Raw genomic sequence first — 24465 nt, 5'->3', positions numbered from 1 at the left:
CCGTGGGGCGATGAGCGAGCTCTCAGAGCGCAGCAGGCCCACCGGCGGCGCTGTCATCGCAGTCGCCTGATCGACCTACTTGACGGTGACCGTGATCTCCGCGGTCTTCTGGTCGTCGAGGTCCTCGGGAACGGCGCCGCGGAATCGGTACTCGAACTGGATCACGGTGGTTCCCTCACCCACGGGCGCGAAGCGGTAGGTGAGCGCGCTCGGCGCTCCGGTCTCACCCTCCTCGCCCAGGTACCGCGACCGCTCGTCGCCCGGTCCCAGAACCGCCGGATCGGGCTCCCGCGTCAGCACCCACTCCTCACCGACGGTGGGATTGATGTCACCGAAGTCGACCACGAGCGCCTCGTCGGGGGCCAGCGTCACCGAGGAGGCCGTATAGGCGATGCTCGTCTCGAGCCCAGCCGAGCATGCGGTGAGCGGAAGACTGCAGACGGCCACGATCGCACCGACTGCGAGTCTCTTCACCCGTGCGCGCATCGCCACCCCTTAGCGTTTGCATCAAACTAGCGCACGGAATGCGATGTCGGCGGCATCACCGCGACGCAGAAAAGCCCCGATGACTGGCGAGAGTCATCGAGGCTGATCCGTGCACCCCCTCGGACTTGAACCGAGAACCCACTGATTAAGAGTCAGTTGCTCTGCCGATTGAGCTAGAGGTGCGTGGCGCGGTATTCCCCGGCCGAGGAATTACATTACCAGCCGATCGCCGCGGTGCGAAATCGAGTCGGGTCCCACGTGTTCGCCGCGCGTGTCGCCCCGTGTCACGAGCCCTCGGGTCCCCGGGCGGGGCGGTTATCCTGGAGATGTGACCGCCTCCCCCCGCGTCGACGACTTCTCTCGCGACCTCGCACTCGCCCTTCGACTCGCCGACGCCGCAGATGCGCAGTCGCTCCCCCGGTTCGACAGCTCCGACCTGGAGATCTCGACCAAAGCGGACAATTCGCATGTCACCGATGCGGACCTCGCCACCGAACGGGCGATCCGCGCCATCCTGTCGATCGAACGGCCCGACGACGGCATCTTCGGCGAGGAGTTCGGCGCTGAGGGCAGCACCCATCGGCAGTGGATCATCGATCCCATCGACGGCACCGCGAACTTCCTCCGCGGAGTGCCGCTGTGGGGCACGATGATCGCCCTCGCGGTCGACGGCGTACCGCAGGTCGGAGTGGTCAGCATGCCCGCGATCGGACGCCGCTGGTGGGCGGCGTCAGGGTCAGGGGCATGGACGGCGACGGATGCCGAACCGCGCCGCGTCTCGGCATCCTCCGTGTCGTCTCTCGATGACGCGAGCGTGAGCTTCCAGAGCATCACCCAATGGGCTGAGTCCGGTCACCTCGACCAACTGCTGAAGCTGGCCGACCGGGTATGGCGCGACCGCGCCTACGGAGACATCTACGCCTACATGCTCCTGGCCGAGGGGCGGATCGACATGGTCGCGGAATTCGGCGTCAAGGAGTACGACGTCGCGGCCGCAGTCCCGATCGTGCGCGAGGCGGGCGGTCGGATGACCGGTTTCGACGGCGCAGAGACGATCTCCGACCTTTCGGCGCTGGCCACCAACGGCATCCTCCACGACGCGTTCCTCGCACTTCTGCACGACTGACCCCTGATGAAGGCACGCGCGATGAACCGCTTCACCTCCGCCGCACTCGGTGCGCTCCTGCTCACCGTCGCGCTCGTCTCCTGCGCAGCGACGCCCGAGGGAGCGCCGTCGCCCACTCCCGACTCGCCGAAGCCCTCCCCCACGGCGACTGCGGAGCCGGCAGCCACTCCCACACCCTCCGCGGCGGTGGAGCCAGCCTGCGACACGATCGTCTCGGCCGGAACCGTGCAGGCACTCACCGATCAGGGCTGGACCTTCGAGGAGAAGGAGTTCGTGGTGGGTGGCGTGACGCTCGCCGACGGGCTCCTCTGCTTCTGGGCCGACTACAGCGTCGCCTCAGATCACGGTCAGCTCTACGGGTGGTCGACGATCAGCGCTGAAGACGCCACTGCCGCACAGACCTCCCTCCTCGGAGAGGGCTGGACCCGCGAGGACGGCCCCGACGGCATCTACATCACCGAGAACCCGCAGTTCGCGATGGGCACCGACGAAGACGGCTACGGCATGACGTATCTGTTCGGCGACGGCTGGGTGAAGTTCGCGGACACGCGCCAGGGCCTCATCCTGATCGAGTGGGCCGGCTGACGCTCACTCGACCGGAGAATCGATCACCTCGTCGACGAGGAGGATGCCGCCTGTCGAGTTCACCGACTGCATCAGATCGTCGATCCACCGCGGGTTCAGCTGAGGCTGCTCCGGCTCGTCGAAGGTGAAGCGCAGCGGGATGGACGGATGGATCCAGATGGTGGATCGCCCGCCGGGCTCTCCCTCGGGATGACGCCATGACAGGGTGAAGCTCTCCTGACGGCGGAGCTTGGTCGCGATGACGATCTTCAGATGCGCGAGTGCTCGATCCTCGATGTGGATCGGAACGTCCGACGCGCCATAGAACAGCGTTGCCATGCGAACCAGAATACTGGCACAGGTGGCTCGGAACGCGCATCTGACGTGGCAGGGAGGAGCTCATCCTGCGCGGTGTATCGTCGCACGCATGGACTCCCCGCTCGCTGACATCGCAGTGGAGCTGTACACGGGGTCACCTGCAGAGTTCGTGAGCGCACGCAACGCGCGCGCCGCCGAGGCCGACGACGCGGGCCTCGCCGCGCAGATTCGCGATCTGAAGAAGCCGTCGGTCGCCGCCTGGGTGGTCAACGTCTTCGCACACGAGCGCGCCGCGCAACTCGGAGAAGCGCTTCAACTCGCCGAAGAGCTCCGCGAAGCTCAGGCGGACCTGGATGCTCGCGCGCTCGCGCAGCTCGGTCGCGACCGCCGCGCCCTCACGAGCCGACTCGCGGCAGATGCCGCCGCGCTCGCTGAAGCGCGCGGACAGCGCGTCACGGCTTCGACGAGAGAGGCGGTTCAGCAGACCATTAGCGCGGCCTTCTTCGATCCGACTGCGGCCGCCGCCGTCGCCTCGGCGAGGCTCGTGCGCGAGCTGGAACCGGCCGGCACGTTCGCCGACATCGCCGACACCCTCGTGGGTGGAGGCGCACCCGCACCACCCGCGATCTCGCCCACACCCGTCGACGAGGTGCGGTCACGCAGAGAGCGACGGGACGCGGAACGGGCCGTCAGAGAAGCCCAGAAGGCTCACGACACGGCGGCACGCGAAGCGGCGACGGCCGACCGAGCACTCCGCGATGCCGCGGTGAGGATCGAAGCCCTCGCACGCCGTGAGCGTGAACTCGAAGCTGACCTGGCGAAGGTCCGACATGAAGCGAAGCGCGCGCGAGAAGACGCCGAGGAGGCGGAGGCCGAACAGGAATCGCTCGCGCAGCGAGTGCGGGAGTCGGCAGAGCATCTCCGCACCGCAGAGGACGCTCTCGACCGGCTCACCACCGGCTGACCACCGACGCGGGAGGACGTGTCAGCGGACGCACGCGCCGTCGAACGACCTCGACAGCGTACCGGTATTCTGTGTGTATCCTGAGCGCGAGGCTCCACGGCGGAGCCGATTTCACAGGGAGTGGCATGCGCAATCGGTTCCTGGGTGCCATCCTCGTCGCGACCGCGGTCGTCGCAGGCTCGCTCACTCCGTCAGCGGCGGTGGCAGCGCCTCCGCCATCGACGGAAAGGGTACCCGTCGGCACGCTCCTCGATCAGCTGCGTGTCGAGGCTCCGTCCACCGTGAAGTACAACCGCGACCTCTTCTTCGAAGGCGCGGATCTCGACGGGGACGGATGCCGCACCCGTCCGGAGGTGCTGCTCGAGGAGTCCGACATTCCGACGACCGTCACCGGCGCGTGCACCGTCACTGGAGGTCAGTGGTTCTCCTACTACGACAACGTCACGCACATCGACCCCGCCGCGATCGAGATGGATCACCTTGTCGCGCTCAAGGAAGCGTGGGCGTCCGGCGCGTGGGCCTGGACCGACGCGCAACGACAGAGCTACTCCAACGACCTCGACGACCAGCGCACCCTGACCATGGTCACCGCCGCCGTGAATACCGCGAAGGCCGACAAGGATCCTGCATCCTGGTTGCCTCCATACCGGCCGATGCGGTGCAACTATGTGTCCGAGTGGGTCGCGGTGAAGTGGCGGTGGAACCTGTCCGTCGACCCCGTCGAGAAGAGCGCCATCCAGACGCTCCTCCGAGAATGCGGCCCCCAGTGGGACGCCTGGATGCCGGCGACGCCCGCCGTCGGACGGCCCTCCGCGCCGCCGATGCCAGACCCCGTCGGCGTATACCGGTTCTGGAGCCCCGTCTACCAGGGGCACTTCTTCACCACTGACCCGACGGAGCGCGATCAGATCATCGCCCGTTGGCCGAACGTCTGGACCTACGAGGGGCAGCGGTACACCGCGTTCACGACTCAGGTCGCCGGAACCATCCCGCTCTACAGGTTCTGGAGCAGCACGTACTCGGGGCATTTCTACACCGCAGACCCCACCGAGCGCGCGGCTGTCATCGCCAAGTGGCCGAACATCTGGAAAGACGAAGGGATCGCGTACTACGTCTACCCGGCCGACTCCACGCAGGCCGGCACCGTTCCCGTCGCGCGGTTCTGGTCGAACTCCGCGGCTCATCACTTCTACACCGCGGACGCGGCCGAACGAGATGCAGTCCTCGCCAAGTGGTGGCGGGTGTGGATCTACGAAGGCGACAACTTCCGAGTACCGTCCTCAGGCATCCCCGTCCCTCAGCCGCCTCAGCAACCTCAACCGCCTCAGCAACCGGGGAACCCCGGGGACACGCGGAATTGCACGGACTTCGCGAACTACGCTGCAGCGAAGGAATGGTTCGACCGGTTCTACCCCTACTACGGCGACGTCGCAAAGCTCGACTTCGACAACGACGGCATCCCCTGCGAGACCCTGCCTGGCGCGCCGTAGGCCGAGTCTGAGCCGCGTCGATTCCCGATCACGCACACAAAAGACCCGCCTCCCTTCGTGATTTTCACCAGGGAGGCGGGCCTTCTTGCTTGTGACAGCGACGTGGTGGAGCTGGGGGGAATCGAACCCCCGTCCAACGCTGAGTCTCCACGCCTTCTCCGGGCGCAGTCTGTGAAGACGTTCTGCTCGGCTCCGACCTTTGTCACAGACACCTAAGTCGACGAGCCCAGCCTGGGAAGAGTCCCACGTGACGTCCAGACGCCATCACGCAGCAAGATTCCTAAATGACGCCAGGATCCGTATCGGAATCGCATACGGCCTGACGGACTATCGGGCTCGCTTATGCAGCGAGGGCGAAGTCGTTGCGCTTGGTTTCGGCAACTATTTTTTTGCAGAGAGCGTTTACGAGATAACTCTGCATCCTCGGCCCGCTTCTCGTGGATTCACAGGCGCTGTCGAAACCGATCAGCCCCGTGGTCCTTCTCTCGAAGGAGCCGCTGTCACTCTGTGTACTTATCATCCCGGGAACCGGAGTCCCCGAGCCTCACAGACTACAACGTTCGCGAGGCCTTCGCCATTCCATGCCCTGGCGTAGAGTCACGACATGAGCGAAGTCACCGTCACCGTCCGCGGCGATCACGAGGCGCGAGTTGCGCCCGAGCGCGCCACCATCCACGTCAGTGTCCGCGCAGACGGCGCCGACCGCGCAGGAGTGGTCGATAGCGTGATGCATCTCACCGAGCCGGTGCGCGAGAGCATCACCGCGCGGCTGGACACGGGCATCGTCGTCGACTGGTCCAGCAAGCGGTTGTCCGTGCGCGCCGAGCGCCCGTGGAACTCGGAGGGCACGCAGCTCGCGCCCGTTCACTACGCCGGCGTGGATCTGACTGCGACGTTCGCCGAAGCCTCGGCGCTCTCGCTCTGGGTGTCCGAGGTCTCGGCATGGGACGGTGTCGAGGTCGGCTGGGTCGACTGGCACCTCACCGCCGAGACGAGGTCCCGGGTCGAACGGGAGGTCGCGGCGCAGGCCGTCGGAGCGGCCGTGACGCGCGCGCAGGCATACGCCACAGCGCTCGGACTCGGTTCTGTCGTTCCCGTCGAGATCGCCGATGTCGGGCTGATCGCCCCCGCACCCGTTCAGCCGCTCGCGGGCATGCCCAAGATGCGCGGGGCGATGATGCAGGAGTCCCAGGACGTGGGCGGGCCGTCAATGGACTACGAACCCGACGAGATCGTCATCTCCGCAACGGTCGAGGCGCGATTCGTCGCGCGCTGAACCGCGCCCCGCACCGCAAAGCGGTCAGGCGTCGATCGCGAACGGCGCCAGATCGGCGGCGAGTCGCTCCGATACACGCGCGTGCACGACTGTGCCCTGCTCGCTGTGGTCCACCGCCAGCAGCATCCCGGTCTCGTGGATCGCCGCGACCAGATCACCCCTGTCATAGGGAACGACCGCGTGCACCTCCACGGCCGGCTTCGGAAGCGCCTCTTCGATCGCCGCTCGAAGCTCTTCGATGCCCTCGCCCGACCGGGATGAGACGAAATGCGCCGTGGGCTCGAGGCCTCGCAGCACGAGACGCTCGTCGTCGTCGATCAGATCGGCCTTGTTGAACACCACGAGCTCGGGCATATCACGCACACCGACGTCGCCCATGACGTCCCGCACGGTCTGCAGTTGACCGGCGGGGTCGGGGTGAGATCCGTCAACGACGTGCAGCACGACGTCGGCGTCGCCGACCTCTTCCAACGTGGATCGGAAAGCCTCGACGAGCTGGTGCGGAAGGTTGCGGACGAAGCCGACGGTGTCCGTCAGCGTGTACACACGCCCGTCCGACGTCTCCGAGCGGCGGACCGTCGCATCCAGCGTCGCGAACAGTGCGTTCTCCACGAGCACCCCTGCGCTCGTGAGAGCGTTGAGGAGGCTCGACTTGCCGGCGTTGGTGTATCCGGCGATGGCCACGGAAGGAATCGTGTTGCGCTTGCGCTCGGCGCGCTTGGCCTCTCGCGCCGGGCCGAAGTCGCGGATCTGCCGGCGAAGGAGCGCCATCTTGGTGCGGATTCGGCGACGGTCGAGCTCGATCTTCGTCTCACCGGGGCCACGGGAGCCCATTCCGGCACCACCGGCACCGACCTGGCCACCCGCCTGACGGCTCATCGAGTCACCCCAGCCGCGCAGGCGCGGCAGGAGGTACTCGAGCTGCGCGAGTTCGACCTGGGCTTTGCCCTCACGGCTCTTGGCGTGCTGGCTGAAGATGTCGAGGATGACGGTGGTGCGGTCGATGACCTTGACCTTGACCACGTCCTCGAGAGCTCGTCGCTGGCTGGGGGCGAGTTCCGTGTCGGCGATCACGGTGTCCGCGCCCGTGGCCGCCACGATGTCCTTCAGCTCCTGCGCCTTGCCGCGCCCGATGTAGGTCGCGGCGTCCGGGTGCGGTCGCCTCTGCAGAACACCATCGAGGACGACGGCTCCTGCGGTCTCCGCGAGGGCTGCGAGTTCGCGGAGCGAGTTCTCCGCGTCTTCCTGAGCGCCCTGCGGATACACGCCGACCAGCACCACGTTCTCGAGCCGAAGCTGGCGGTACTCGACCTCCGTGACGTCTTCGAGTTCTGTGGAGAGACCGCCGACGCGCCGCAGCGCATGACGATCCTCGAGGTCCCACTGGTCGCCGTCCGAGAACGCGTGTGACGCGGTGGACTGGTCCTGCAGCGCCTGAGCGGCGCCGAAGACTCGTGCCTCCGTCCGCTTCTCCGCATTCGCGAGAACGCGATCGACTGCTTCGTCACCTGTGGAGTGTGTGCTGGTCTCCGTCATCCGTCCCTTATCTCTGGGTTTTGTTGCGAGCCTTAACCTTAGCCCGCGCTGTCCGCTACGCTCACGGTATGGGGTCCGACCATTACTTCACCGCGGCCCCGGCAAGCCCCGAGAACCTGCGATCGATCCGTGTGACGCTCGCAGGCCGAGAGCTGGACGTCACCACTGCTGGCGGCGTCTTCAGCCCGGATCGGCTGGATGCCGGTACTGCCGTCCTTCTCGCAAACACGCCTCCGGTTCCGCCGGGAGGCCATCTTCTCGACCTCGGAAGCGGGTGGGGACCGGTCACGCTGTCGATGGCATTGGCCGCGCCCCATGCGACCGTGTGGGCGGTCGATGTGAACGAGCGGGCTCTGGATCTCGTGCGTCGCAACGCCGCGGCTCATGGTCTCAAGAATGTCAACGCCTCACTGCCCGAGGATGTTCCCGCTGACGTGACTTTCCGCTCGATCCGCTCGAATCCTCCGATCCGCGTCGGCAAGAACGAGCTTCACGGCCTGCTCGAGAAGTGGATCCCCCGCCTCGACGAGCGCAGCGACGCGTGGCTCGTCGTGCAGCGCAACCTCGGCGCGGATTCGCTGCAACGGTGGATCGGCTCGACGTTCCATCCTGGTTTCAGCGTGCACCGCACCGCGACCTCCAAGGGCTATCGCATCCTCAAGGTACGCAAGCACGGCACTCCGCCCACCGAGCCGATCGCTCTCGTCTGACCTCTCGCCGCAGCGACATCAGCGACCGAGAAGGTCGGGAAGGTCGCGCATGTCGGCGAACACGACGGCTCCTTCCTGTTCGAGCCACTCGGCTGGGGTGAGCCCGCCGGCGTAGCCGTATACCCGCATCCCGGCGGCTCGAGCGGCGCGGACGCCGAACCGGCTGTCCTCGACCACCGCGCAGTGTTCGGGGTGCACCCCGAGCCGATCTGCGGCGTGCAGAAAGAGATCCGGGGCGGGCTTACCGACGACCACGTCATCCACGCTGAAGATCCTTCCCTCGAATCGCGGAAGGAGACCGGTCATCCCGAGCGTTCTCCGGATCTTCGCATGGGTACCGCTCGAAGCCACGCACGTGGCCGTCACGATCTCGTCGAGTGCGCGCTCGACGCCGTCCACCGCGATCAGCTCAGCGAAGGCAGCGACGTACCACGGCTGATAGGTCGCCTCCCAGTCATCGCGAAGCGGGCTCCCGAGGAACGACTCGATCTCCGAGCGGAAGTAGGCGGCAGAACGTCCGACGAACCGGTGCACGATCTCATCCGAGGACAGTTCCCACCCGAGATCGGCGAGTACCCGCCGGTCCACCTCGATCGAGAGCCGCTCGCTGTCGACGAGGACTCCGTCGCAGTCGAAGATGACCAGATCGATCGGACCGGTCGCGCCCATCAGATCAGGTCGACCTCGCCGCTGAACACGAGCTGCGCGGGGCCGGACAGCGCGACGTGCTCGCCGTCCTCCGCGGGGAACATGCGCACGCCGAGCGTGCCACCCGGCACCTCGACCCGCCAGTTGTCGGGCGCCTTCGCACCTGCCCAGTAGCGCACCGCCAGAGCTGTGGCCGCCACACCCGTGCCACAGCTGAGGGTCTCCCCCACACCGCGCTCGGAGACGCGCATCGAGACGTGCCCGATCCCGTCCCGCACAAGCGGCTCACCCGGGACGACGAACTCGACGTTCGCACCCGCGGGCGGGGTGGGTTCGAGCACCGGAGCACGGTGGAGTTCGAGTGAGGCGAGTTCCGCCTCGGATGCGAGGGCGACCACCACATGAGGATTCCCGACGTCGATGCCCAGCCCCGGGCGCGTGACGGGGAGCCCGTCCGCCGTGACAAGAGGGTCGTCGCCGGAGAGCTTCCACAGGCCGAGATCCACCTGATATCCCGTCTCACTGCGGGTCACGTCGCGCACGCCCGCTCGGGTTCCGATCGGGAGCGTCGAGCCGGGCTGGATCGTGGCGAGCCCGGAGCGCACGAGATAGTGCGCGAAGACGCGGATGCCGTTGCCGCACATCTCGGCGATCGATCCGTCGGCGTTGCGGTAGTCCATGAACCATTCAGCTGCCGGCTCCTCAGCGAGTGACGCCCGCCCGTCCACGATCGCTGCAGAGCGCACGACACGAAGGATGCCGTCGGCTCCGATGCCGCGGTGCCGGTCACAGAGCACTGCGACCTGTTCCGAGCTGAGTTCCAGTGAGCCGTCGGGGTCGGCGATGATCACGAAATCGTTGCCCGTACCGTGCCCTTTGGTGAATGCGACCATTCGTCCAGTCTAGAGATCTCGGCTAGGCGTCGACGATCAGGCGTCTGCCCGTGTTCGACACGGAGAATCGTTCGTAGCCCAGGTCGTCGTAGAAACCGAGGACGCCTTCGTTCCCCTCCCTGACCATGAGCTGCACCTTCGGGCAGCCCATGGCGACGAGAAGCCGTTCGGCCTCGCGCACGAGTGCTCTCGCGATCCCTCGTTGGCGGTGCGACTTGGCGGTCGCCAGGTAGTAGAGCCAGCCGCGGTGTCCGTCGTAGCCGGCCATGACCGTCCCGAGGATCGGTGCCGAGCTCGATTCGGGCTCGGTGCTCTCGACGACCAGAAACAGCTCCGGCTGCACCGTGAGCTTGCGCTCGATGTCGAGCCGCGGATCGTTCCACGGGCGCGTGAGCCCGACCTCGTCCCAGAGCGCGACAACCGCCTCGGTGTCCGCCCGATCGAACGCCCGGACCGGCCAGCTCTCGACTGCGCGCCGAGGAGCTGACGCCTCAGCCACGGCGCACGCGGTAACGCCCGCACATGAAGTTGCGGTTGCGAGCCACCTCGAGGAGCTCGAGGTCCAGCATCCGCGGCAACAGGGGCGCCCCGGATCCGAGAGTGACCGGCGCGTACTGCACCCACACCTCATCGAGAAGACCCGCATCCGCGAACTGCCCGGCCAGGTCTCCGCCGCCGACGACCCACAGGTCACTGCCGCCGGCGGCAGTGACCATCTCGGAGTGAACGGCGGTCACATCGCCCTGCGCCTTGCGGACGTCGGCGCCGACGGGAATCTCGAGCTCCCTGTGCGTGAACACCCAGGTCGGCTGCTCGTAGCCCCAGCGCCCTTCTTCGTGCTGCATGACCCAGTTGTAGGTCGATGCCCCCATGGCCAGCGCCCCGATCGTCTTCTCGAACGCCCCATAGGACATCGGTCCTTCGGCGTCGATGTCCTGCTTGAGGAGCCAATCGAGGGAGTGCTGGTCAGTCGCGATGAAACCGTCGAGGCTGCTCGCCGTGTAGAAGTGGGTGGCCATGCATCCACCTTCTCATCGGTCACCGACATCGCGCGATGGCGGTGACGGAGATGTCGACTCAGGACTCGACGAGTGCCGTCGCGTCGACCGGGGGTTCGTGCCAGGTGAGACCCGGATACCGCTTGAACCAGGACACCTGACGTCGGGCATACCGACGCGTGAGGGCCTGCGTCTCGGCGATCGCCTCGTCTTGACTGAGCCGCCCGTCGATCTGCCCCAGAGCCTGGGAGTAGCCGATGGCACGCTGCGCAGTGACGCCATCCTCGAGCCCTTGCCGCCGGAGCCCCGCCACCTCGTCGACGAGGCCTGCACGCCACATCTGTTCGACCCGTGCGTCGAGCCGTTCGACGAGGACGCTGCGCTCGACATGGAGACCGATCAGTCGGGTGTCCGCGTGCCAGAGCGACGGCTGTTCCGGCAGAGCGGCACCGTGCGTGGCGCTGCCCTGCTCGAGCACCTCGAGGGCGCGGATCACGCGTCTCCCGTTGTGCGGGTCGACGCGCGCCGCCGTGGCGGGGTCGAGCGCTCTCAGCCGGTCGAGCATCGCCCCCGCACCCTCGTCCTCGAGCTCGCGTTCGAGCCGAGCGCGGATGACCGGATCGCGCGGCGGGAAGGCGAAGTCGAAGACGACGCTGGAGACATAGAGTCCGGAGCCGCCGACGAGGATCGCGTCAGCACCACGGCGCTGGATATCGATGATCACGGAGCGCGCAAGAGGCTGATACCAGGCGACCGCCGCTTCCTCGTCGACCTCGCGCACGTCGAAGAGGTGGTGCGGAATGCCGCGTCGGTCTGCGGCGGCGAGCTTCGCCGTGCCGATGTCCATTCCGCGGTAGAGCTGCATCGCATCGGCGTTCACGATCTCGGCCGCGTTGCCCCGCCGGCGCAGCGCCGCGGCGAGATCGAGCGCGAGATCGCTCTTGCCCGTCCCGGTCGCGCCGACGACCGCCCAGAGCCGCGGCGCATCGTGCGTGCCGCCCGGCTCCGTACCCGTCATTCCTTGGATACCGGCTTCGTCGCGAGCAGCGGTCACCTGCCGACGCGCAGCGTCGGCAGGCCGAGAGACACCGCCCGCGTGCCGTCGGGCGCCGCAGGCGCCGGTACGGCGCACGATTCCGCCTGGGCGCGATCCCAGGCGTCCCCACCGCGCGTGCGACGGATCTTGAGCGGGGAGCCCGTCGGGTCATCGGCGAGCAGGTGGAACGGAGCCGCATGGGTGATGGTCACCGAGACGACGTCACCGGGCCGGGGAACAGCCGACCCCGGGGTCACCTCGAAGTGCACGAGGCGATTGTCTTCCCCCCGGCCGGTCAGCCTATGCGTCTCGGCGTCCTTCTTGCCCTCGCCCGTCGAGACGAGGACCTCGACCTCGCGGCCGATCTGCTTCTGGTTCTCTTCGAGCGAGATGCGCTCCTGCAGCGCGATGAGCCGGTTGTAGCGTTCCTGCACGACGGCCTTCGGAACCTGGTCTTCCATGGTCGCCGCCGGTGTGCCCTCGCGGATCGAGTACTGGAAGGTGAAGGCGCTCGAGAAGCGGGCCTGTTCGACCACCCGCATCGTGTCCTCGAAGTCCGCCTCGGTCTCACCGGGGAACCCGACGATGATGTCGGTGGTGATCGCGGCATGCGGAATGCGATCACGGACGCGGTCGAGGATTCCGAGGAACCCCTCACTGCGATAGGAACGACGCATGGACTTGAGGATGCGATCGCTGCCGGACTGCAGCGGCATGTGAAGCTGCGGCATCACAGTGGGAGTCTCAGCCATCGCGTCGATCACGTCGTCGGTGAACGCAGCCGGGTGAGGACTCGTGAAGCGAATGCGCTCGAGTCCTTCGATCTCGCCCGCCGCGCGCAGGAGCTTGCCGAATGCCTGGCGATCGCCGAACTCCACGCCGTAGGAGTTGACGTTCTGTCCGAGCAGGGTGACCTCGATGGCACCGTCCTCCACGAGGAGGCGGATCTCGTTCAGGATGTCACCCGGACGGCGGTCCTTCTCCTTGCCGCGAAGACTCGGAACGATGCAGAAGGTGCACGTGTTGTTGCATCCGACCGAGATGGACACCCACCCGCTGTGCGCAGAGTCACGCTTGGTCGGGAGCGTCGAGGGAAACACCTCGAGCGACTCGAGGATCTCCAGCTCGGCGTCACCGTTGTGTCGCGCTCTCTCGAGAAGGCCGGGAAGCGACCCCATGTTGTGCGTGCCGAAGACCACGTCGACCCATGGGGCCTTGTCGAGAACGGCTTGCTTGTCCATCTGGGCGAGACAGCCCCCGACGGCGATCTGCATGCCGTCCTTGCGGCGCTTCACCGAAGCGAGCTGACCGAGGGTCCCGTAGAGCTTGCCCGCGGCATTGTCGCGAACTGCGCACGTGTTGATGATCACGACATCGGCCTCGGCGCCGTCCGTGGCTCGGACGTATCCCGCACTTTCGAGCGAGCCCGAGAGACGTTCGGAATCGTGGACGTTCATCTGGCAGCCGAAGGTGCGGACCTCGTACGAACGCTGGCGCCCGTCACGGTCGATTGCGGCTGACGACGACGCGATGATCGTCGGTTCACTGCGCGGGATAGTCATGATCTCCCCATTGTACGAGCGGTTCCCCCTCGCTGCCGCTGACCGGGCCGGCTACCGGGCAGGTGCGCGCCCCCCGCCGCCTCAGTCCGAATCGACGAATCGGACCCGCGACGAGGAAGAGCCGGAAGAACCCTCGGCGAGGGCCGTCTTCGCAGCCGTCATCGCGATGGAACCGTTGTACCCGCGACGTGATAGCTGACCGACGAGGCGTCTCAGAGCAGTATCCGGGTCGAGGCGGGACATCGATCGTGCTTTCGAGCGAGCGTACTCGAGTGCACGCTCCGCGTCGTCGTCGGGAACGTCGCCCAATGCCGCGTCGATCACATCGCGGGGAATCCCCCGCTGCGAGAGCGCTCGCGACAGAGCGACCCGTCCCTGTCCTTTTCGCTCGATTCCCGACATCACGAGCTGATCGGCGAGAACCGCGTCATCGAGGTAGCCGCGGCGACAGAAGTCGTCGATCACGTCGTCGATCGATCCGGAGTCGAGCCGGACGCCGTTCTCTTCGTAGCCCTTGAGCACCATCCGCGCCTCGGACAAAGAGAGCGATCGAGCCCTCAGCTTGCGCACGAGAAGCTCCTCGGCGTCGACACGCAGCTTCGACGGATCGGCTCCGCTCTCATCTGCTGAGTCTTCGTGCGGCTGCAGAGCACGCAATCGGGGAGCAGACCGAGCCGCAGCGCCACGAGCTGGATGCCGTTCGCTGGGCCCACGAGAGTCGACGAGTGGAGCTGGAGCCGAGTCGCCGGTGGATGCGACTCCTGCCGCCGTCGATTCCTCGTGGCCTGCGTCTTCCGCAGCGCGAGGGGTGACTGCATCGGACCCGACAGAGCTTCGATCAACCGGTTTCATCCGCGCGGAATCACGGCCGAACAGAGGGATGATGGGGGCGAGCTCCTGAGGCTCGCCCCCGCCATCACTCATGGTTCGCTCCGGTTGCGCCACAACCGCGAACCATCACGATCATGCCGGGCGGCGCTCGGCGAGCTCGTCAGCAGGTGCCTCGGTGGCTCCTCCGATGCCGAGCTTCTGCTTGATCTGGGTCTCGATCGCCAGCGCGATGTCGGGGTTCTTGAGCAGGAACGTTCGCGCGTTCTCCTTGCCCTGTCCCAGCTGGTCACCGTCATAGGTGTACCAGGACCCGGACTTCTTGACGATGCCGTGCTCCACACCGAAGTCGATCAGGCTGCCCTCACGGGAGATGCCGACGCCGTAGAGGATGTCGAACTCAGCCTGCTTGAACGGCGGAGCCATCTTGTTCTTCACGACCTTGACCCTCGTACGGTTTCCGACTGCGTCGGTGCCGTCCTTCAGCGTCTCGATTCGGCGGATGTCCATTCGGACGGACGCGTAGAACTTCAGCGCCTTTCCACCCGCGGTGGTCTCCGGCGAGCCGAAGAAGACACCGATCTTCTCGCGCAGCTGGTTGATGAAGATCATCGTGGTGTTCGTCTGGTTGAGCCCACCGGTGAGCTTTCGCAGCGCCTGAGACATCAGACGAGCCTGCAGACCCACGTGGGAGTCACCCATCTCGCCCTCGATCTCGGCTCGAGGCACGAGCGCGGCCACGGAGTCGATGACGATCAGGTCGATGGCCCCGGAGCGGACGAGCATGTCCGCGATCTCGAGCGCCTGCTCACCCGTGTCGGGTTGCGAGACGAGAAGGGCGTCGATGTCGACACCGAGCTTCGCGGCGTAGTCAGGGTCGAGCGCGTGCTCGGCGTCGATGAAGGCAGCGATTCCGCCGGCGCGCTGAGCGTTGGCGATCGCGTGGAGGGTGAGCGTCGTCTTACCCGACGACTCAGGACCGTAGATCTCGACGATTCGCCCACGCGGCAGTCCTCCGACGCCGAGGGCGACATCGAGAGCGATGGAACCGGTCGGAATGACGGCGACAGGCGCACGCTCGTCGCTGCCCAGTCTCATGACCGAGCCCTTTCCGAACTGACGATCGATCTGGGCGAGGGCGGTCTCGAGGGACTTCTCGCGGTCAGCGGGTGATGGCATGCCGTGCTCCTTATGCTCGCGTGGTACCGCCTGTAGGCTGTCGCGGTCCTCCCGGCTGGGCGGAACTCTCCGACAAGGCGTATGGCTCTTCGGCTTGTTCTTCACCGTAGGAGGAGCCTCCGACATTGCGTCGTCAGCACCGCGAAACAGGGAGAGAAACGTCTCTGAACCACTTGTGCAGAAGACTACGCCCGTTTCGAACACATATTCGACGACACGCCGTCTCGGCGTGTCGCAAATCGAAACCGCCTCGAACGCGGCCCTCGCCGCGAACGCCTCAGAGGGTCATCGCTTGCGCGGCTCCAGACGACCTGCACCGTGTCGCCGCTCCAGGGGGACATCCGTCTCGGCGCACAGCGCCAGCCAGATCTCGCGCGGTGCGACGCCAGCGTCCAGCGCTTCGTCGGCAGTGCGCCCGGCGAGCTGAGTCAGAACGAGGTCGCTGATCAGAGATGACCCGCGACCGCCGAATTCCGCATCGACTGCGCGGAGGAACTCACTACGTCGCATCAGAGGCTATGAGAGTCCGACGTTCAGTGGAGCGACAGCTCGGGCTCGACAGAAGCCACGAGGTCGTCCGGAACGACATCAGGGAAGACCTGAATGCCTTCGAGGACCGAGATCCGGTCGCCGACCTCTCGCATGATGATCGAGATGGGAACATCCAGAGCGTCAGCCACCGAGGCGAGAATCTCACTCGATGCTTCCTTCTGGCCCCGCTCGACCTCGCTGAGATAGCCCAGCGCCACAGAAGCCTTGCTTGCAACCTGCCGGAGCGTCCGCCCCTTCTGCAGGCGGAAGTCCCTCAGCACATCGCCGATTTCCTGTCGTACAAGAATCATCGGAACCTCCTCCCAGATCGTCTTCTCGAGGTGTCCCTCGAAGAGACCGCCAGTCTAGTCCTACCGACCTTCACAAAATCTACCTTCGCACGCTGTGCTTTCGGTGTGAGCACATAGGACATAACGGAGCGCACCCATCCCCTATTCCCGCAGAACCCGAGCGAGCATATCGATCGCCGCGTCGACCGCCCGCGCCCGCACCTCGGCACGATCACCGGCGAATCGAAACAACTCGGTGACCGAGAAATCCGGCGTCACCACGGCCACATGCACCGTGCCGACCGGCTGACCGTCAGGTGAGTCCGGCCCCGCGATACCCGTGGTCGAGACACCGACGTCGGCAGGGGCCCCGTCGACGTTCAACGCACCGCGCACCCCCGCCGCCATCTGAAGAGCGACGTCGGGGTGCACGGGACCGTGCGCGTCGAGCAGCGCGTCGTCGACGCCCAGCAGCGTGTGCTTCACCGGAGTGGCGTACGCGACGATCGCTCCGCGGAGGGAGGCCGACGCCCCCGGCACGGAGACGAACTCGGCAGCGAGAGCACCGCCCGTCAACGACTCCGCGACACCGAGCGTCCAGCCACGCTCGACCAGCGCGGCGAGCACGGCCGACGCAGATGTCACGAGGGCTGCCGCGCGCCTCGTACCTGCGCGACGATGTAGTCGATTCCGCTCGCCACGGTGAGGATCAGCACGAGCACCATCAGGATCGCGGTCACGAGCAGCCACGGCTCCAGCCCGATCACGACGTGCAACGGAAGCAGCGCCCAGGACAAGGCCACCGCCTGCACGGCCGTCTTGATCTTGCCCATCCAGGCCGCAGCCACGACGTGCTCCTTCGCCACCATGAGACGGTGGATCGTGATGCCCCACTCCCGAATGAGGATGATGATCACCAGCCACCAGTTCAGCTCGCCGAGTATCGCGAGACCGATGAAACCGGCGCCGGTGAGCAGCTTGTCGGCGATCGGGTCCCAGAGCTTTCCGAAGTCGCTGACGATCTCGTAGCGGCGGGCCAGATAGCCATCGACCCAATCGGTTGAGATCGCGACGATGAAGAGAACGGCGGCGATCCAGCGGACAGCGATGTCGTCGAGTCCGAACGTGCCACCGATCAGCAGGAGGACGAAGAAGATCACCGCGAGCGGTATGCGCGCGACCGTGATCGCGTTGGGAAGCTGCCGTGGAATGGCCATCAGTCGCGTCCCGTCAGTCCCCAGGCGTCTTCGTCGCCATCGTCTTCAGCCTCGACCACAGGAAGTCCCTGGAACTGCGCCTCGACCGGGTCGTGCGGCGTCCCGGCAGCAGTCGCGGCCGAGGAGGGGGCAGGCGGCTTCGGCGGAGTGTCGTCGCCTCGCAGCTTCGCCATGACCTGGGGCAGCTGTTCGGCCGTCGCCAGCACATCGCGCGCCTTGGATCCTTCTGACGGGCCGACGATCTCCCGCGACTCGAGGAGGTCCATCAGGCGACCGGCCTTCGCGAATCCGACGCGGAGCTTGCGCTGCAGCATCGACGTGGACCCGAACTGCGACGACACGATGAGTTCGGCAGCGGCGAGAAGAAGCTCGAGATCGTCGCCGATGTCCTCGTCGACCTCCTTCTTCTTCGTGGGCTCCAGCGCTTCCTGGACGTCGGCGCGGTAGTCCGGACGGGCCTGACGCGTCACGTGCTTGACGACAGCGTCGATCTCCTTCTCATCGACCCACGCACCCTGCAGTCGGAACGGCTTGGACGACCCCATGGGCGAGAACAGCGCATCGCCCTGTCCGATCAGCTTGTCGGCGCCGGGGCTGTCGAGGATCACGCGGCTGTCTGTGACGCTCGTGACGGCGAACGCGAGGCGTGAGGGGACATTCGCCTTGATCAGACCGGTCACGACATCGACGCTGGGTCGCTGCGTCGCGAGCACGAGGTGGATACCGGACGCGCGTGCGAGCTGGGTGATGCGGACGATCGAGTCCTCGACGTCGCGCGGGGCGACCATCATCAGGTCCGCCAGCTCGTCGACGACGACGAGGAGGTACGGGTAGGGCTTGAGCACGCGTTCGCTTCCCACAGGAAGCTCCACCTCGCCGGCGCGGACGGCACGGTTGAAGTCGTCGATGTGACGGAACCCGAACGACGCGAGGTCGTCGTACCGCATGTCCATCTCCTTCACGACCCACTGCAGCGCTTCCGCCGCCTTCTTGGGGTTCGTGATGATGGGTGTGATCAGGTGCGGCACCCCGGCGTAGCTCGTCAGCTCCACGCGCTTGGGGTCGATCAGGACCATCCGCACATCCGTGGGTCGGGCGCGCATGAGCAGACTCGTGATCATCGAGTTGACGAAGCTCGACTTTCCGGAGCCGGTGGAACCGGCGACAAGCAGGTGAGGCATCTTCGCGAGGTTGGCGATGACGATGTTCCCACCGACGTCCTTTCCGACGCCGATCGTCATCGGGTGGGTGCTCTTGTGCGCTGCCGGAGACCTGAGCACATCGCCGAGCGCGACCATCTCCTTGTCGGCGTTCGGGATCTCGATTCCGATCGCGCTCTTTCCGGGTATCGGCGACAGGATCCGCACATCGTTCGATGCGACCGCATAGGCGAAGTTGTTGCTCAGCTGGAGGATCTTCTCGACCTTGACGCCGTGCCCCACCTCGACCTCGTACTGGGTGACCGTGGGGCCACGCGAGAAACCAGTGACCTTCGCGTCGACCTTGAACTGTGTCAGCACGCTCGTGATCTGCTCGATCACCTTGTCGGTCGCCTCGGAGCGCGCGACCGGTGGAGGCCCTTCGACCAGAAGACCTGGCGACGGCAGCACGTACGGGGCGACGGGGGCCTGGGGGCCTCGCTCCCCCGGCCCTGCCGTGCCGAAGCCGTCGAGACCCGGAAGCTCCGGCATCTCTCCGGTGTCGGACTCGTCGTCGAGCAATGCGGTGGTCTGCTGCCCTGCCAGGGATTCCGTCACCGACCGCACGTCCGTCAGCACCTCCGTCGCCGCGTCGTACGGATCTTCCACGACGACGGCCTGATCGTAAGCCGGAGTCGGCTCGGAGGTCGTCAGCAGCGCGGTGATGTCGTCGGAGCCCAGGGTCCCCTCGTCGGGGTCTTCCTCACGGCCGGTCTTGTTCCGCCGCCACCAGGGAAGGACGTCGGGGTCGTCGACCTTGTCGGACTCGTCGATCGCCGCGGCTTCCTTCGCAGGCTTCTCGGTGCGCTCAGCGTCGAACATCCACGCGTAGAGGTCGCCCAGGCGCTGCCCGATACGGTTCGGCGGAGTCTTGGTCAGGATCAGGATGCTGAGTCCCGCCAGCAGGGCCAGGACGATATAGGCACCCACCGGAGTGAGATACGAGAGCGGCTCACCGATCATCCAGCCGAAGAGACCGCCCGCTTCGCTGAGCGCAGGCATGCCGTCCCGGGGCTGCGCACGAACGAGCAGTCCGGCGGAGTCGACTCGACCCGCTGCGATGTGGCAGAAGCCTGCCAGGGTGAGCACGAAGAGTCCGAAGCCGATGCCGATGCGCCCGTTGTCGTGGACGGACGAGGGATGGCGGAACAGCCACCCTGCCAGCAGCAGCAGCAGCACGGGCATGACGAAAGCCACGCGCCCGACCAGAAGCCCCACCGAGTAGGCGCTGATGTTCGACGCGACCTCGTTGCCGATGAAGAACCATTCGTTGACCGCTCCGGCGATCGCCAGAAGCACCAGCAGGAAGGGGAATCCGTCGCGCCGGTCATCCTTTTCGAGCGTCTCCGGGCCGAATGCCCGGAACAGGCCACCGACGCCGTGGGCGAGCCCGTTCCACGCTCGTACCGCCACCGGAGGCTTGTCGATCTCGTCGATGTACTTCTTCGGCGCAGCCTGGGCCTTCGGCGCAGCCTGCCGCTTCGGGCGAGGCGTGGCGCTCTCGGACGCGCGCGCGGACTTCGTGGTACTCCTGGCCATGCTCTCACGTTACGGCCAGAGGCCGACATTCACCCGTAATGACGCGGCATTCCGGCCGGTTCCCGGGCCCGCGAAGGGAGATCAGGACGTGCGATGCACCATCGTGTCACGGAGATCCCCCGCGTCGGTGACCACGAAACCCTCCGACCTATACAGGGCGTGCGCGAAGTTGTCCCGTTCGACGCTGAGGCTGATCCGAGGGTGCCCCTGCTCGCGCGCGTGGGTCACGAGGCGTCGAAGCAGGGTCCGTCCGACTCCGTGCGCCCGCCAGATCGGCTGCACTCCGATGATGAGCTCGGGCACCGCGGTTCCGACGAAACCGAAGCCTGCGTCGTCCGGTGCGAGCATCCGATACCACGCCGCACCGATGGGTCGCAGATCGGAGTCGAGCGCGATGAAACCGGCATCCGCCGGCCGCATCCACCCCGCGATGTAGCGCCGGTGCTCGACGGCGCTGAGAATCTCATGCCGAGCGCGTGCCCCGCCCGAGCGCCAGTTCGCCGCCTCGACGACCATGTCGCCGAGGAAGCTCCCGTCCGCCTGGTCGGCGGGTCGAATCGAGAAGACGTCCGGCATGGAGTGAGCCTAGGCCGTTCGCGTTACAGCCGAGTGTCGGTCGACTGGGAACCCGCGAACCACCGGGCTCCGATCACGCTTCGATGACCAGCGGGACGATCATCGGACGACGACGGAGCTTCTGGTTGACCCAGCGCCCGATGGTCCGACGGATGACCTGCGAGAGCGCATGCGTGTCGCGCACGCCGTTGCCGGAGGCCTCCTTGAGGGCGGCGATGATCTTCGGGGTGACGTCATCGAAGACGGAATCGTCTTCGGCGATGCCGCGCGCGTGGATTTCCGGACCGGAGATGATGCGACCGGTGGCGGCATCGACCACGACGATCACGGAGACGAAGCCCTCTTCAGCCAGGATCCGACGATCCTTGAGGTCTGCGTCCGTGATCGCGCCGACGGTCGAGCCGTCGACGTACACGAAACCGAGATCGAGCTGGCCGACCACTCGGGCGTCGCCGCCCTTCAGGTCGATGACCGTGCCGTTCGAGGCGATGATCGTGCGCTCGGCCTCGATGCCCGTGTCCTGCGCCAGCTTGGCGTTGGCGATCAGATGGCGGTACTCGCCGTGCACGGGCAGCACGTTCTTGGGTCGCAGGATGTTGTAGCAGTAGATGAGCTCACCCGCTGCAGCATGGCCCGAGACGTGCACCTTGGCGTTCGCCTTGTGCACCACGTTCGCGCCGAGCTTGGTCAGACCGTCGATCACGCGGTACACGGCATTCTCGTTGCCGGGGATGAGGCTCGAGGCCAGGATGACGGTGTCACCCGGTCCGGGCTCGATCGCGTGGTCGAGGTTGGCCATGCGACTCAGAACGGCCATGGGCTCGCCCTGCGAGCCGGTCGACATGTAGACGATCTTGTCGTCCGGAAGGTCGCGGGCCTTCTTGTAGTCGATGAGAAGACCGCTCGGCACCTTCAGGTATCCGAGGTCCTCGGCGATCGTCATGTTGCGCAGCATGCTGCGTCCGAGCAGCGCGACCCGTCGGCCGTGCGCATGCGCGGCGTCGAGAACCTGCTGCACGCGGTGCACGTGACTCGAGAAGCTCGCGACGATGACCCGGCGAGGCGCCTTGCCGATGACCTGATCGAGCACGGGGCCGATCGAGCGCTCCGTGGGAGTGAACCCGGGCACGTCGGCGTTCGTCGAGTCGACGAGGAACAGGTCGACCCCTTCCTCGCCGAGGCGGGCGAACGCGCGGAGGTCGGTGATGCGTCCGTCGAGCGGAAGCTGGTCCATCTTGAAGTCGCCGGTCGCCAGCACGAGGCCCGCGGGAGTGCGGATCGCCACGGCGAGTGCGTCCGGGATCGAGTGGTTGACCGCGATGAACTCGAGGTCGAACGGTCCGACCTGCTCCCGCTGGCCCTCCTTCACCGTGAGGGTGTAGGCCTTGATGCGGTGCTCCTTGAGCTTCGCCTCGACCAGCGCGAGCGTGAGGCCCGATCCGATCACGGGGATGTCGCTCTTCAGGCGCAGCAGGTAGGGAACGGCACCGATGTGGTCCTCGTGGCCGTGGGTGAGGACGACTCCGACGATGTCGTCGAGGCGGCTCTTGATCGGCTCGAAGTCCGGCAGGATCAGGTCGACTCCGGGCTGGTGCTCCTCCGGGAAGAGCACTCCGCAGTCGACGATCAGGATCTTGCCGTCGAACTCGAAGATGGTCATGTTGCGACCGATCTCACCGAGTCCGCCGAGCGGAGTGACCCGCAGCGTCCCCTCGTCGAGAGCTGCGGGTTCTGCGAGCGGGATGGACATGCTGTCTCCTCAGTCGGACACTCCACGCGTCCGTTCGTTCATGGTGACGCGCCTCGGCGCGTGCGTTCTCAGCGGGTCGTGCCGTGCACCTTCGGCAGGGCGCCGCCCGCGGCCGCGTTGCGGTCGGGGCGGAAGTTGGAGAAGTCTGCTCCCGGAACGTCCCTCACGAGATCGAGCTCGTCCTCGATGAGCGCGGCCTCCCACTCTTCGGGACCCACCAGGGGCAGACGCACGCGGGGGCTGGAGATCCGGCCCAGGCCGTGCAGGATGTACTTCGCGGCGACGGTTCCCGGGACATGCGTCATGACCGCGCGCACGAGCGGCTCGAGCCTCTTGTGCTCTGCCGTGGCCGTCGTCAGATCGCCTCGGTTGACGGCGTCGATGATGGTGCGGTACGGAGCCGCCGCGACGTTGGCGGTCACGCCGATCAGGCCGGTCGCGCCGATGGCGAGATGCGGCAGAACATTCGCGTCGTCTCCCGAGAAGTACATGAGGTCGGTCTGGTTCAGGACGCGGCTCACCTCGGAGAAGTCGCCCTTGGCGTCCTTCACTGCGAGGATGTTCGGGTGCTTGGCGAGGCGCAGGATGGTCTCGTACTTGATCGGCACGCCGGTGCGACCGGGGATGTCGTAGAGGATCACCGGCAGGTCGGTGGCGTCGGCCACCAGGCGGAAATGCGTGAGGATCCCGGCCTGGGTCGGCTTGTTGTAGTACGGCGTGACGATCATGATGGCGTCTGCGCCGGCCTTCTCGCTCGCCTTGTAGAGCTCGATCGCGTGCGCGGTCTCGTTGGATCCACCGCCGGTGATGATCTTGGCGCGTCCGGCCGAGACCGACTTTCCGACCTCGACGAGCTTGAGCTTCTCAGGGTCCGTCAGGGTCGAGGTCTCGCCGGTCGTTCCCGTCACGACGATTCCGTCAGCACCGGCGGTGATGACGTCATCGATGTGCTTCTCGACGGCGGGCCAATCGACTTCGCCGTCGGCCGTCATCGGAGTGACGAGCGCGACGAGAACCTGTCCGAAGGGGTTGCCCGAGTGCGTCATGCCCCCAGCGTATCGGTTCGAATGCCGCTCACCCAGACGAGGGACGGCGGATGACATCTCCCCGGACGATCGCGACCATCATCTTGATTGGGATCCACATAGGCTCGACTCCATGGCATGGGTCACACGCGAATCGTCGACGGTGTACGAGAACCGGTGGATCGAGGTTCGGGAGGACCAGGTCACGGGGCCCGGGGGCGATGGCATCTACGGCGTGGTGACCATGCGGCATCCGGCAGTCTTCGTCGTCGCACTCGATGACGAGGACCGCGTCTGCCTCATCACTCTCGAGCGCTACACGACCGGAGTGTCGATCGAGATTCCTGCCGGAGGAAGCGACGGCGAAGAACCGCTCGCGGCAGCGCAGCGCGAGCTGCTCGAGGAGACGGGCTTCGTCGCCGAGGACTGGACGGAACTCGGAACGATGAACGCCCTGAACGGGATCGCCCACGCCCCCGAGCACGTGTTCCTCGCTCGGGGTCTGACTCCGTCCGACGACTCCACTCGCACGCAGGCGGAGGAGGGCATCGACGCCGTCACCTGGGTACCGTTCTCCGACGTCCTCGGCATGATCTCCGATGGCCGCATCACCGATGGAGAGACCGTGGCGGCGATCGGATACGCCGGTATCCGTCTGGGCAGATTCCGCTGATCTCCTAGCGCCCTCATTCGCGCACGGCGCGCCCGCAGCGGGACGCGGTCG

The 24465-nt window shown here is 66.4% G+C and carries 26 protein-coding genes, 1 tRNA gene and 1 other RNA gene; 7 read left to right on the top strand and 21 right to left on the bottom strand.

Annotated elements, in window-relative coordinates:
- Window positions 1-75: 75 nt before the first annotated feature.
- The gene (locus ACIPV5_RS09815; protein WP_400340930.1) at window positions 76-486 is read right to left on the bottom strand and encodes a protease inhibitor I42 family protein; all 411 of its coding nucleotides are present in this window, start codon (window positions 484-486) and stop codon (window positions 76-78) included.
- Between the two features lie 110 nt (window positions 487-596).
- A tRNA-Lys gene (locus tag ACIPV5_RS09810) sits at window positions 597-669 on the bottom strand.
- Window positions 670-814: 145 nt separating this feature from the next.
- Between ACIPV5_RS09810 and hisN the strand changes: the two genes are divergently transcribed.
- Both hisN and ACIPV5_RS09800 read left to right on the top strand, forming a co-directional pair.
- Window positions 815-1612, top strand: coding sequence for a histidinol-phosphatase (gene hisN, locus ACIPV5_RS09805; protein ID WP_053095850.1), 798 nt, complete (start codon window positions 815-817; stop codon window positions 1610-1612).
- A 21-nt stretch (window positions 1613-1633) separates the two neighbouring features.
- A complete protein-coding gene (locus ACIPV5_RS09800) occupies window positions 1634-2197 on the top strand; it encodes a hypothetical protein (protein WP_056279038.1) in 564 nt (187 codons plus the stop codon).
- Between the two features lie 3 nt (window positions 2198-2200).
- Here ACIPV5_RS09800 and ACIPV5_RS09795 read toward each other — a convergent pair whose 3' ends face one another.
- Entirely contained in the window at window positions 2201-2515 is a 315-nt protein-coding gene (locus ACIPV5_RS09795; protein ID WP_285362958.1) for a hypothetical protein, read from the bottom strand.
- An 88-nt stretch (window positions 2516-2603) separates the two neighbouring features.
- Here ACIPV5_RS09795 and ACIPV5_RS09790 point away from each other — a divergent pair, with 88 nt between their 5' ends.
- Both ACIPV5_RS09790 and ACIPV5_RS09785 read left to right on the top strand, forming a co-directional pair.
- On the top strand, window positions 2604-3458 hold the full coding sequence (locus tag ACIPV5_RS09790; protein WP_400340929.1) for a transposase: 855 nt from the start codon (window positions 2604-2606) through the stop codon (window positions 3456-3458).
- A gap of 125 nt (window positions 3459-3583) precedes the next feature.
- Window positions 3584-4948 carry an excalibur calcium-binding domain-containing protein gene (locus ACIPV5_RS09785; protein WP_400340928.1) on the top strand — a complete coding sequence of 455 codons (1365 nt, stop codon included), beginning with the start codon at window positions 3584-3586 and terminating at the stop codon, window positions 4946-4948.
- Window positions 4949-5051: 103 nt separating this feature from the next.
- Here ACIPV5_RS09785 and ssrA read toward each other — a convergent pair.
- Window positions 5052-5421: a transfer-messenger RNA gene (gene ssrA / locus ACIPV5_RS09780) on the bottom strand.
- Window positions 5422-5552: 131 nt separating this feature from the next.
- Between ssrA and ACIPV5_RS09775 the strand changes: the two genes are divergently transcribed.
- Window positions 5553-6224: an SIMPL domain-containing protein gene (locus ACIPV5_RS09775; protein ID WP_320488077.1), complete on the top strand. Its 672-nt coding sequence runs from the start codon at window positions 5553-5555 to the stop codon at window positions 6222-6224.
- Between the two features lie 24 nt (window positions 6225-6248).
- On the opposite strand, the gene hflX is transcribed toward ACIPV5_RS09775, so the two are convergent.
- On the bottom strand, window positions 6249-7583 hold the full coding sequence (hflX, locus tag ACIPV5_RS09770) for a GTPase HflX (RefSeq protein ID WP_372983662.1): 1335 nt from the start codon (window positions 7581-7583) through the stop codon (window positions 6249-6251).
- Between the two features lie 245 nt (window positions 7584-7828).
- Here hflX and ACIPV5_RS09765 point away from each other — a divergent pair, with 245 nt between their 5' ends.
- Entirely contained in the window at window positions 7829-8470 is a 642-nt protein-coding gene (locus ACIPV5_RS09765; RefSeq protein WP_053095844.1) for a class I SAM-dependent methyltransferase, read from the top strand.
- Between the two features lie 18 nt (window positions 8471-8488).
- On the opposite strand, the gene ACIPV5_RS09760 is transcribed toward ACIPV5_RS09765, so the two are convergent.
- From ACIPV5_RS09760 to dapA, 16 genes are all read right to left on the bottom strand, one after another.
- Window positions 8489-9139: an HAD family phosphatase gene (locus tag ACIPV5_RS09760; RefSeq protein WP_072591157.1), complete on the bottom strand. Its 651-nt coding sequence runs from the start codon at window positions 9137-9139 to the stop codon at window positions 8489-8491.
- Window positions 9139-10011: a diaminopimelate epimerase gene (dapF, locus tag ACIPV5_RS09755; RefSeq protein WP_053095842.1), complete on the bottom strand. Its 873-nt coding sequence runs from the start codon at window positions 10009-10011 to the stop codon at window positions 9139-9141. The genes ACIPV5_RS09760 and dapF overlap by 1 nt, the downstream gene beginning before the upstream one ends.
- Before the next feature lie 22 nt (window positions 10012-10033).
- Window positions 10034-10510 carry a GNAT family acetyltransferase gene (locus tag ACIPV5_RS09750; RefSeq protein WP_400340927.1) on the bottom strand — a complete coding sequence of 159 codons (477 nt, stop codon included), beginning with the start codon at window positions 10508-10510 and terminating at the stop codon, window positions 10034-10036.
- Window positions 10503-11030 carry a dihydrofolate reductase family protein gene (locus tag ACIPV5_RS09745; RefSeq protein WP_400340926.1) on the bottom strand — a complete coding sequence of 176 codons (528 nt, stop codon included), beginning with the start codon at window positions 11028-11030 and terminating at the stop codon, window positions 10503-10505. Before ACIPV5_RS09745 ends, ACIPV5_RS09750 begins: the two co-directional genes overlap by 8 nt.
- 58 nt (window positions 11031-11088) lie before the next feature.
- A complete protein-coding gene (gene miaA, locus ACIPV5_RS09740; RefSeq protein WP_400340925.1) occupies window positions 11089-12027 on the bottom strand; it encodes a tRNA (adenosine(37)-N6)-dimethylallyltransferase MiaA in 939 nt (312 codons plus the stop codon).
- A 32-nt stretch (window positions 12028-12059) separates the two neighbouring features.
- The gene (gene miaB / locus ACIPV5_RS09735) at window positions 12060-13607 is read right to left on the bottom strand and encodes a tRNA (N6-isopentenyl adenosine(37)-C2)-methylthiotransferase MiaB (protein WP_400340924.1); all 1548 of its coding nucleotides are present in this window, start codon (window positions 13605-13607) and stop codon (window positions 12060-12062) included.
- Window positions 13608-13688: 81 nt separating this feature from the next.
- Window positions 13689-14264 (bottom strand): regulatory protein RecX, encoded by a 576-nt coding sequence (locus ACIPV5_RS09730; protein ID WP_285362965.1) that lies wholly within the window; start codon window positions 14262-14264, stop codon window positions 13689-13691.
- 306 nt (window positions 14265-14570) lie between these two features.
- A complete protein-coding gene (gene recA, locus ACIPV5_RS09725) occupies window positions 14571-15614 on the bottom strand; it encodes a recombinase RecA (protein ID WP_053095836.1) in 1044 nt (347 codons plus the stop codon).
- A gap of 285 nt (window positions 15615-15899) precedes the next feature.
- Window positions 15900-16124, bottom strand: coding sequence for a DUF3046 domain-containing protein (locus tag ACIPV5_RS09720; protein ID WP_053095835.1), 225 nt, complete (start codon window positions 16122-16124; stop codon window positions 15900-15902).
- Between the two features lie 23 nt (window positions 16125-16147).
- A complete protein-coding gene (locus ACIPV5_RS09715; protein ID WP_042541772.1) occupies window positions 16148-16456 on the bottom strand; it encodes a helix-turn-helix domain-containing protein in 309 nt (102 codons plus the stop codon).
- Window positions 16457-16597: 141 nt separating this feature from the next.
- A complete protein-coding gene (locus ACIPV5_RS09710) occupies window positions 16598-17080 on the bottom strand; it encodes a CinA family protein (protein ID WP_400340923.1) in 483 nt (160 codons plus the stop codon).
- Entirely contained in the window at window positions 17077-17652 is a 576-nt protein-coding gene (gene pgsA / locus ACIPV5_RS09705) for a CDP-diacylglycerol--glycerol-3-phosphate 3-phosphatidyltransferase (protein ID WP_053095833.1), read from the bottom strand. Before pgsA ends, ACIPV5_RS09710 begins: the two co-directional genes overlap by 4 nt.
- The gene (locus ACIPV5_RS09700) at window positions 17652-20390 is read right to left on the bottom strand and encodes a DNA translocase FtsK (protein ID WP_056278509.1); all 2739 of its coding nucleotides are present in this window, start codon (window positions 20388-20390) and stop codon (window positions 17652-17654) included. The genes pgsA and ACIPV5_RS09700 overlap by 1 nt, the downstream gene beginning before the upstream one ends.
- A gap of 81 nt (window positions 20391-20471) precedes the next feature.
- Window positions 20472-20966, bottom strand: coding sequence for a GNAT family N-acetyltransferase (locus ACIPV5_RS09695; protein ID WP_056278507.1), 495 nt, complete (start codon window positions 20964-20966; stop codon window positions 20472-20474).
- Window positions 20967-21039: 73 nt separating this feature from the next.
- Window positions 21040-22716: a ribonuclease J gene (locus ACIPV5_RS09690; RefSeq protein ID WP_400340922.1), complete on the bottom strand. Its 1677-nt coding sequence runs from the start codon at window positions 22714-22716 to the stop codon at window positions 21040-21042.
- A gap of 68 nt (window positions 22717-22784) precedes the next feature.
- Complete coding sequence (gene dapA / locus ACIPV5_RS09685; protein ID WP_053095829.1) at window positions 22785-23762, bottom strand: 4-hydroxy-tetrahydrodipicolinate synthase; 978 nt, start codon at window positions 23760-23762, stop codon at window positions 22785-22787.
- Window positions 23763-23874: 112 nt separating this feature from the next.
- Between dapA and ACIPV5_RS09680 the strand changes: the two genes are divergently transcribed.
- The gene (locus ACIPV5_RS09680) at window positions 23875-24414 is read left to right on the top strand and encodes an NUDIX hydrolase (protein ID WP_072591150.1); all 540 of its coding nucleotides are present in this window, start codon (window positions 23875-23877) and stop codon (window positions 24412-24414) included.
- The last annotated feature ends 51 nt before the right edge of the window (window positions 24415-24465 follow it).

The organism is Microbacterium sp. NPDC090014, assembly GCF_044748285.1.
In the GTDB taxonomy this organism is placed as follows: domain Bacteria; phylum Actinomycetota; class Actinomycetes; order Actinomycetales; family Microbacteriaceae; genus Microbacterium.
Note: the sequence above shows the minus strand (reverse complement) of the source record. Positions and strands in the feature narration are given on the sequence as shown.

Coding starts and splice junctions, on each gene's coding strand:
- recA (WP_053095836.1), bottom strand. CDS start 15,614: ATGCCATCACCCGCTGACCGCGAGAAGTCCCTCGAGACCGCCCTCGCC.
- ACIPV5_RS09790 (WP_400340929.1), top strand. CDS start 2,604: ATGGACTCCCCGCTCGCTGACATCGCAGTGGAGCTGTACACGGGGTCA.
- ACIPV5_RS09795 (WP_285362958.1), bottom strand. CDS start 2,515: ATGGCAACGCTGTTCTATGGCGCGTCGGACGTTCCGATCCACATCGAG.
- ACIPV5_RS09745 (WP_400340926.1), bottom strand. CDS start 11,030: ATGGCCACCCACTTCTACACGGCGAGCAGCCTCGACGGTTTCATCGCG.
- ACIPV5_RS09695 (WP_056278507.1), bottom strand. CDS start 20,966: ATGCCGGACGTCTTCTCGATTCGACCCGCCGACCAGGCGGACGGGAGC.
- ACIPV5_RS09800 (WP_056279038.1), top strand. CDS start 1,634: ATGAACCGCTTCACCTCCGCCGCACTCGGTGCGCTCCTGCTCACCGTC.
- ACIPV5_RS09680 (WP_072591150.1), top strand. CDS start 23,875: ATGGCATGGGTCACACGCGAATCGTCGACGGTGTACGAGAACCGGTGG.
- dapA (WP_053095829.1), bottom strand. CDS start 23,762: ATGACGCACTCGGGCAACCCCTTCGGACAGGTTCTCGTCGCGCTCGTC.
- ACIPV5_RS09815 (WP_400340930.1), bottom strand. CDS start 486: ATGCGCGCACGGGTGAAGAGACTCGCAGTCGGTGCGATCGTGGCCGTC.
- pgsA (WP_053095833.1), bottom strand. CDS start 17,652: ATGGCCATTCCACGGCAGCTTCCCAACGCGATCACGGTCGCGCGCATA.
- dapF (WP_053095842.1), bottom strand. CDS start 10,011: ATGGTCGCATTCACCAAAGGGCACGGTACGGGCAACGATTTCGTGATC.
- ACIPV5_RS09720 (WP_053095835.1), bottom strand. CDS start 16,124: ATGCGACGTAGTGAGTTCCTCCGCGCAGTCGATGCGGAATTCGGCGGT.
- ACIPV5_RS09785 (WP_400340928.1), top strand. CDS start 3,584: ATGCGCAATCGGTTCCTGGGTGCCATCCTCGTCGCGACCGCGGTCGTC.
- ACIPV5_RS09690 (WP_400340922.1), bottom strand. CDS start 22,716: ATGTCCATCCCGCTCGCAGAACCCGCAGCTCTCGACGAGGGGACGCTG.
- ACIPV5_RS09715 (WP_042541772.1), bottom strand. CDS start 16,456: ATGATTCTTGTACGACAGGAAATCGGCGATGTGCTGAGGGACTTCCGC.
- ACIPV5_RS09775 (WP_320488077.1), top strand. CDS start 5,553: ATGAGCGAAGTCACCGTCACCGTCCGCGGCGATCACGAGGCGCGAGTT.
- miaB (WP_400340924.1), bottom strand. CDS start 13,607: ATGACTATCCCGCGCAGTGAACCGACGATCATCGCGTCGTCGTCAGCC.
- ACIPV5_RS09760 (WP_072591157.1), bottom strand. CDS start 9,139: ATGGGCGCGACCGGTCCGATCGATCTGGTCATCTTCGACTGCGACGGA.
- ACIPV5_RS09765 (WP_053095844.1), top strand. CDS start 7,829: ATGGGGTCCGACCATTACTTCACCGCGGCCCCGGCAAGCCCCGAGAAC.
- miaA (WP_400340925.1), bottom strand. CDS start 12,027: ATGACGGGTACGGAGCCGGGCGGCACGCACGATGCGCCGCGGCTCTGG.
- ACIPV5_RS09700 (WP_056278509.1), bottom strand. CDS start 20,390: ATGGCCAGGAGTACCACGAAGTCCGCGCGCGCGTCCGAGAGCGCCACG.